This window comes from Streptomyces torulosus (genome assembly GCF_001419765.1).
Classification (GTDB): domain Bacteria; phylum Actinomycetota; class Actinomycetes; order Streptomycetales; family Streptomycetaceae; genus Streptomyces; species Streptomyces torulosus.
Genome location: NZ_LIRK01000283.1, coordinates 1 through 3635, shown reverse-complemented (window position 1 = coordinate 3635; position 3635 = coordinate 1). Strand labels below are relative to the sequence as shown.

1 protein-coding gene is annotated in these 3635 nt (G+C 74.1%); it reads right to left on the bottom strand.

Translation table 11 applies throughout. The annotated features are described in order from the left end of the window. Positions 1-140: 140 nt before the first annotated feature. On the bottom strand, positions 141-3635 hold a 3495-nt coding region (locus AOK23_RS20305), incomplete at its 5' end, for a 5-oxoprolinase/urea amidolyase family protein (protein WP_063791369.1).

The following is a 3635-nucleotide window of genomic DNA, read 5'->3' as shown; positions in this document are numbered from 1 at the left end:
GACCTCGGGGCGGTGCACCGCGTCGAGGCGCGCGTACGCCAGGCGGACTCGGGCCAGGGACGGGGACGGGGAGGGCGAGGGGTGCGGCATCGGTGCTCCTGGGCTGGGACGGTCCGTCGGGCGTGCGGGCTGAGCCCCGATCAGTCGGTGTCGGGTGTCAGGACGAGGAGCGGCGTGCCCGCCTGGACCTGGGCGCCCGGGACGGTCAGGGTCTCGTGGACCACGCCGTTCAGCGGGGAGTGGACGCGGGACTCCATCTTCATGGCCTCCAGGGTCAGCAGGGGCCGGCCGGTGGTCACTCGGTCGCCGGGCCGGACGTGGAGCTGCCAGACCGACGCGGCGAACTCCGCCTCGATCACCCGCCCACCCGCCGGGACGTCGATCTCCGTCGGGGGCACCGGTGCGGCGGTGGCGGCCTCCGCTCGGGCGAACTCACCGGCGGCCTCCCACGCGGCTCGTTCCGCGGCGAAGGCGGACCGCTGGCGGGACCTGAACTCGGCTATGGAGTCGGCGTGTTCGGCGAGGAACCGCTGGTGGTCGGCGAGGGAGAACTCGCCCTCCTCGATCCGCGGGACGAAGCGGCCGGAGATGATGTCGGCCCGCAGGGCGAGGAGTTCGTCCGCGTCCACCGGATACCACTTCACACGGTCGAAGAAGCGCAGCAGCCACGGGGAGCCCGCCTCGAAGGCGCCGCGCTGCTGCCAGGGGGACCAGACCTGGGTGGTGCGGCCGACGAACTGGTAGCCGCCGGGCCCCTCCATGCCGTAGACGCACAGGTACGCGCCGCCGATGCCCACCGAGTTCTCGGCGGTCCAGGTGCGGGCGGGGTTGTACTTCGTCGTCACCAGGCGGTGGCGCGGGTCGAGCGGGGTCGCCACCGGCGCGCCCAGGTACACATCGCCCAGGCCCAGGACCAGGTACTCGGCGGCGAACACCGTGTCGTAGACGTCCGCCACCGATTCCAGGCCGTTGACGCGGCGGATGAACTCGATGTTCCACGGGCACCAGGGCGCGTCGTCGCGGACACCGGCCATGTAGCGGGCGATGGCCTCACGGGTCGCGGGATCGTCCCAGGACAGGGGCAGGTGGACCGTGCGGGAGGGGACGACCAGCTCGTCCGCAGGAGGCAGGGAGGAGACGATCCTCCTTACGGCGGCCAGGAGTTCGGGCAGGGGGAGCCGCGCCGGGTCGGTGCGGATCTGGAGGGAGCGGATGCCGGGGGTGAGGTCGGTGACGCCGTCGGGGCCCGTCTCGGCCACCGCCTCCATCAGGGCGTGCACCCGCATCCGCAGACCCAGATCCAGTTGCATGGGGCCGAACTCGACGAGCAGGTTGTCGTCGCCGCTGCGGCGGTACGTCACCTCGCCGTCCCGCGCCAGGACACCGCCGTCGACGATCGCGGGGCGGGGCGAGGCGTCGTCGGCGACGGGCAGGAAGCGGACCGTGTCCCCCGGGCGGAGCTGGCCCAGTTTCCAGCGTTCCGCGGAGATCACCGTGGCCGGGCAGACGAAACCGCCGAGCGACGGGCCGTCGGGGCCGAGCAGGACCGGCATGTCGCCGGTGTAGTCGACGGCGCCGACCGAGTACGGGGTGTCGTGGATGTTGGAGGGGTGCAGACCCGCCTCGCCGCCGTCGCTCCGCGCCCAGCGCGGCTTCGGGCCGACCAGCCGTACGCCGGTGCGGGCCGAGTTGAAGTGGACCTTCCAGTCGGCGGCGTAGAACTCGTGGATGTCCTCCTCGGTGAAGAACTCCGGTGCCGCGTGCGGCCCTTCGAGGGCGGCCACCTGCCAGGTAGAGCCGAACACCGGGCGGGCCCCGGCCGGTACGGGGCTGCCTTCGGTGACCCCTCCGCCGTGCAGCACGTCGCCCGTCCGCAGCTCCCGGCCGCCGTGGCCGCCGAAGCGCCCCAGGGTGAAGGTGGCCGCGCTGCCGAGGAACGACGGCACGTCCAGGCCGCCCCCGGAGAACGACACGTAGGTGCGCAGGCCGTGTCGGGTGGGGGCGCCGACGGCCAGTACGGCGCCGGCGGGCACCGTCACCGGCTCCCACTGCGGCACGGGTGAGCCGTCCACGGTCACCGGGGCCGGGACACCCGTCACGCACACCGTGGTGGCGTGGGTGAACCGCAGGGACGGCCCCCGCAGGGTGCATTCGAGGCCCGGTGCGCCCTCGGGGTTGCCGAGCGCCGTGTTGCCGAGGCGGAAGGACAGGTCGTCCATGGGACCGCAGGGCGGGACGCCGACCTGCCAGTACCCGGTGCGTCCTGGCCAGTCCTGCACGGTGGTGAGGGTGCCGCCGGAGAGCACCTCGATACGGGGCGTCGGGTCGCCCACGGTCGCGAGAGTGGCGGTGGAGTGGGTGGCCCGCCGCAGGTCAGGGCTTTGCAGGGCGGCCCTGAGCTGCCCCAGGTTGGTCTCGATGCCGTCGATCCGGGTCCGGGACAGCGCCTCGTCGAGCCGGCGCAGGGCGTGGGCGCGGTCCGGTCCATGGGCGACGACCTTGGCGAGCAGCGGGTCGTACGACGTGGTCACCTCGGTGCCGGTCTCCACCCAGCCGTCCACGCGGACGCCCTGCGGGAACTCCACCCGCGTCAACAGGCCCGCGCTCGGACGGTGTTCGCGGGAGGGGTCCTCGGCGTAGATCCGGGCCTCGACGGCGTGGCCGCGGGGCGGCCCCGGGTCGCGGACGACGTCCGACTCGCCGCGTGCCAGGCGCAGCATCCAGGCGACGAGGTCGACGCCGTGGGTCTCCTCGGTCACCGGGTGCTCCACCTGGAGGCGGGTGTTGACCTCCAGGAAGTACGCCTCGCCGCGCTCCGGGTCGTACACGAACTCGACGGTTCCGGCGGAGCGGTAGGCGACGCTCGCGCAGAGGTCGCGTGCCGACGTGGCGAGCCGCTCGCGTACGGCGGTGGGCAGGCCGGGGGCCGGGGCCTCCTCGACGACCTTCTGGTGGCGGCGCTGCAGTGAGCAGTCGCGGTCGCCGAAGGTGACGACGCGGCCTTCGCCGTCGCCGAAGACCTGCACCTCGACATGGCGAGCGCGCTCGACGAGACGTTCGAGATAGACACCGGCGGAGGAGAACGAGGCGGCGGCGACCCGCTGCACCCGCGCCCACGCCTCCGCCAGTTCGGCGGCGGAGCGGCAGGCCGACATACCGATGCCGCCCCCGCCGCCGGTGGCCTTCAGCATCACCGGGTAACCGACGGCCTCGGCGCGGTCGAGGGCCTCGTCGAGGGAGGCCAGCAGGCCGGTGCCGGGGAGCAGTGGGACGCCCGCGGCCTCGGCGGCGGCCCGCGCGGTGTGCTTCGCGCCGAACAGCTCCAGCTGCTCCGGGGTGGGCCCCACGAACACGATCCCGGCGTCCGCGCAGCGGCGGGCGAAGGCGGCGTCCTCGGACAGGAAGCCGTAGCCGGGGTGGACGGCGCCCGCGCCCGCGTCCTTCGCCGCCCTCAGCACCAGGTCGGCGTCGAGGTACGACTCCTGCGCGGGAGCCGGGCCGAGCCGTACGGCTGTGTCGGCGAGGCGGACGTGGGGTGCGGCGCGGTCGGCGTCGGAGTACACGGCGACCGTGCGGAGGCCCAGGTCGCGGGCGGTACGGAGGACACGGACGGCGATCTCGCCCCGGTTGGCGAC